At 51.6% G+C, this 3,759-nt stretch carries 2 protein-coding genes and 1 pseudogene; 2 read left to right on the top strand and 1 reads right to left on the bottom strand.

Features of this window, described 5'->3' with window-relative positions:
- Positions 1 to 2,697 (top strand): DUF6273 domain-containing protein (locus ACJROR_RS00155; protein WP_406545332.1); only part of this gene is annotated, 2,697 nt, incomplete at its 5' end.
- Positions 2,655 to 2,789, top strand: a complete 135-nt coding sequence (locus ACJROR_RS00150; protein ID WP_406545333.1) for a hypothetical protein — start codon at positions 2,655 to 2,657, stop codon at positions 2,787 to 2,789. The genes ACJROR_RS00155 and ACJROR_RS00150, both read left to right, overlap by 43 nt.
- Before the next feature lie 568 nt (positions 2,790 to 3,357).
- Here the strand turns inward: ACJROR_RS00150 and ACJROR_RS00145 are convergent.
- Positions 3,358 to 3,759 (bottom strand): annotated as a pseudogene (locus ACJROR_RS00145) (hypothetical protein); the annotation flags it as partial.

Raw genomic sequence — 3,759 nt, 5'->3', positions numbered from 1 at the left:
AATCCCAACAGGCGCTGGGGCTATGACGAGGTCAGAAGATGGCTTAACGGCGAAGAGGTGCCGGTACCCGGGGAAATCCCGTCCGCTTCAGGTTTTATTGCCGGGGACTCCAGAGCGGCAGGAGCGTCACCTTCCGCAGGGTCTGCAGCATCAGGAGACCCGTTTCAGGCTTACCGCTTTAACGGCAAAACCTACACCGCTGAGTCGGATCTTTTGCGGGCCATGCTGGAGCATCCGGAGGCCGGGCTTAAGGATCTCGGGCGGGGTTTTCTTTCCCATCACTACTATGCCTTCAGCGAGAAAAAGGGCGCTCTCTGCGAATATGCCGAGAAGAAGCTGGCCGGAAAGGATCCGGGAAATCACTGGGCTAACACCAGAATTCTGTACGCTCTCATTTACAGCCTTAATCCGGAGGTTAAGGAAATCTCCTTTAACGGTCAGATTCTTAATTCCGTTCAGGAGCTGGGCCGGGCCTTTATTGATACGGGAGTTCATGAGGCACTCCAAAACCATGGTCTTCGGGGCCAGAGCTATCCCTTAACTCAGGCGGTAAAGGAGTTTGTATTATCCGGAATTCCGGAGGACTATGCTGTTACCGTCCTTAAAAACACTGCCGTAAAGGATCTCTTTTCCAAAACCGCCGCTCTCTGGAAAAGCAATGAGCATGCCGAATCCGATACGGAGCTTGCCCTCATTCTGGGATACTCCCTGTGCGATGACCGGAGAATTCCCGTCGGGGGCAAAATCTATGAGAGTCCCGAAGCCTTCCGAAACGAAATGGCAGATCTGGTCAGTAAAGACCGCAGCGCCTACATGAAGCTTATGGAGACTGCCAGGAAGGATCTGGATTTTCTGGAAAAGAACCTTCCGGATCCGGAATCCCGGGAAGCCTTGTCTCAGGCTCTTAATGATGCCAAATGGGCTGTTTTCGGTGATAACGAGTATCACTTCAGAAACGGACAGGACTTCCAGAGCTATATCCAGAAGCTTGTTAACGAAGAAAAGCCCTACGAGATCCGGAGTCTCCTGAACCGCTATAAAACTCCCTTAAAGCAGGTATCAGAAAAGGTCTGGGGCACGGACTCTCTCGGTACCCTGCAAAAGACTGTCGCGGGCTTTATCCAGATCGGGGAATACCTCTTTACCGGAGAACCGGCTTTTCGGGACTTTATAACCGGAGTTATGGAGCGGGGAAGAAAGGATCCTGCTTACCTCCTGAGCTTCGTAAAGGCCCACCGGGACTCCCTTGACAGTGCGGCCAAATCATTTCCGGGCATAAAGACAAACGTCGCTGCCCTTTATGCCGCAAATGACGCTGTCATCGTCTTTGATGAAGAGATGTTCCCGGATCTCCCGGCCTTTAAAGCCTTTGTAACCGAGACCCTGAACCGCGGACAAAATGATCCCGGCTATCTTCTGGAGTTTGTAAAGCGGCATCGGAATGCTATCGACGACCTCCGCAAAAATCCTGAATACGAAGCCGCGCTTAAACCCCTTACAGACGCTGCTGAAAGCCTCATAGTTCTGGGGAGTCGGATCTTTACCACCGTCCCTGCCTTTGAGGCATACCTTAATGAGGTTATTGCAACAGGGCGTGAGGATCCCGGTTATCTTTGCCGTTTTGTAAAAAATCACAGCAAGGAGCTTTCCGAGCTCCGCCGGGACAGCAGGTGTAAGTCGATCCTGAACGCTCTTTATGCCGCAAGAAATCAGATGGTGGCTTTTGATGAGCTGGTCTTCAGATCCGGGGAGGAGTTCCGGGGCTTTATGGATCAGATCTTAAGCAAGGGGAAGGAGAACCCCGCCGGCATTCGGAGGTTTGTCCGGGAGCATGAGAAAGCCCTTGCCGCTCTTAGTAATGTCAGTGCCCTTGCGCCTGTGGTTGCGCCTGTTATAGCCGCCGGAAACAGTGTTATTGAGCTTGACGAATATGTGTTCAAAGATGCCGCAGGCTTTACGGGATTTGCCAGAGAATTAGCAGCGGAAAGCAGCAAAAAGCCTTTCCGGGGATCTGACTTTGTTCGGGAGCATAAAGCTGGGCTGGAGGCTCTTAAGAGCGCGGAAGCGTTAGCCCCGGCAGTGAAGGAACTTCAGGATCTGGAACATTCCGGAGAAAAGGGCGCCGCCATTATGGTTAACGGCACTAAGTATTCCCCGGTAACCATTAAGAAGGGGGAATACTTAAAGTTCGGGAACTATCCGCAGAATAACGACAATACCAAAGAGCCCATTGAATGGCTGGTTATGGAGGTGAATGACCAGGAAGCGCTGCTGGTAAGCCGTTACGGTCTGGACTGCAAACAGTATCATCATGAGAATGTATCCATGACCTGGGAGTCTAATGTTGAAATCGATTATGAGAATGTATCCATGACCTGGGAGCAATGCGATCTTCGAAAGTGGCTTAACAGCGAGTTTCTGAAGGCCGCCTTCTCGGAAGAGGAACAGCAGAGGATTAAGCTCTCAGAGGTGGTGAATGACGATAACCGCCAATATGGCACCCGCGGCGGAAATAATACTCAGGATCGGGTTTTCTGCCTCAGCCTTGCGGAGGCGGAACGTTATTTTAAGAATAACAGTGAAAGAAAGTGTCAGCCTACGGCCTGGCCAAAGCACATGGGGCTTATGTTAGCAGCGGCTGTTGTTATTGGTGGCTGCGGTCGCCGGGCTATTATCAGAACTACGCATCGCTCGTAAATACGGGCGGCGCGCTCTACCCGCATGGTGACCTCGTCTGCAATGATGGCAACGCCGTGCGGCCCGCTTTACGGCTGATCTGGAATCTGTAATCTTCTAATCGGGAATCAGCCGCCGCGGCGCAAGCCGCGGAATCTGGCGCGGCTTGCCGCGCTCCCTCTTCCGCCCGCTTGCGGGCGGCAGCGCGTTTTTTGGGAACTTCAGACGTAATCAGCCGGGATATCTTTCAAATGTCTGACGCTTAATTTCTTAACCGGAAATCCTCATCCAAAGGAAACTCGCATTCTTAGAATAGGGGAGTCCGGATTTTACCCACAAGGCCATGCATGGACGCAGTTACCTGAATTATCCGGAGGGGCAGCGGGTAGAAGGAACCTCAATACCGGTATTTTCGGGGCGGGAACCGAGTATTCCAAACCAGAGGGAACAGTAGTGATTAAACATGAACTCTACCGTCGTCGTACTTAGTCGTCGTACTTAGTTTTATAACAAACGGCAACTATCATTGCCTAATGCACGTTCTAATTGCTCGATATCACATCGCCTGATCGAAAACTATAACAGAGAATTAACCACGTTCAAAAAAATGCCGCTATTGCAAGCCCAAATTACAAAGTGTTGCAAATTCTTTGGCAGAATATTTAATCGATAAACTACGGCTTATTTGTTCAAGAGCTTAGTGTAACAGTCCTGCATGAGTTTCCGGAGTTCCAGCATATAACGTTCCTCGATATTCTGGGATTCCATGATCTTCATGAGCAGCAGGGTATTTGCGTTATCCTGTTGTCTCCTGAGAAGAGGATCTTCGTTCCGGGAAAGGGCGGGAGCACCATGCTCCAAGGACGGTTTCGGGGCAGCCGACACCGCAGCGGAAGCATCCTTCCCGGAGACTGAGGTATGCTCGTCCAGATTGAAATCCGCGGGCACGATACTGGAAGGGATTCTCTTAAAGCCCTTAGGGACTCCGAGCTGCATGGTGTCAGGAGCTTCCAGCAAAGTTGACAGGGGGACGCCGAGTCCGTCGGCAAGCCGTCCCATGATGTCCAGGGACGGCGAAGCCTT

The sequence above is a fragment of the Succinimonas sp. genome (assembly GCF_045225735.1).
In the GTDB taxonomy this organism is placed as follows: domain Bacteria; phylum Pseudomonadota; class Gammaproteobacteria; order Enterobacterales; family Succinivibrionaceae; genus Succinimonas.
This window is presented reverse-complemented; position numbering and strand designations above follow the sequence as displayed.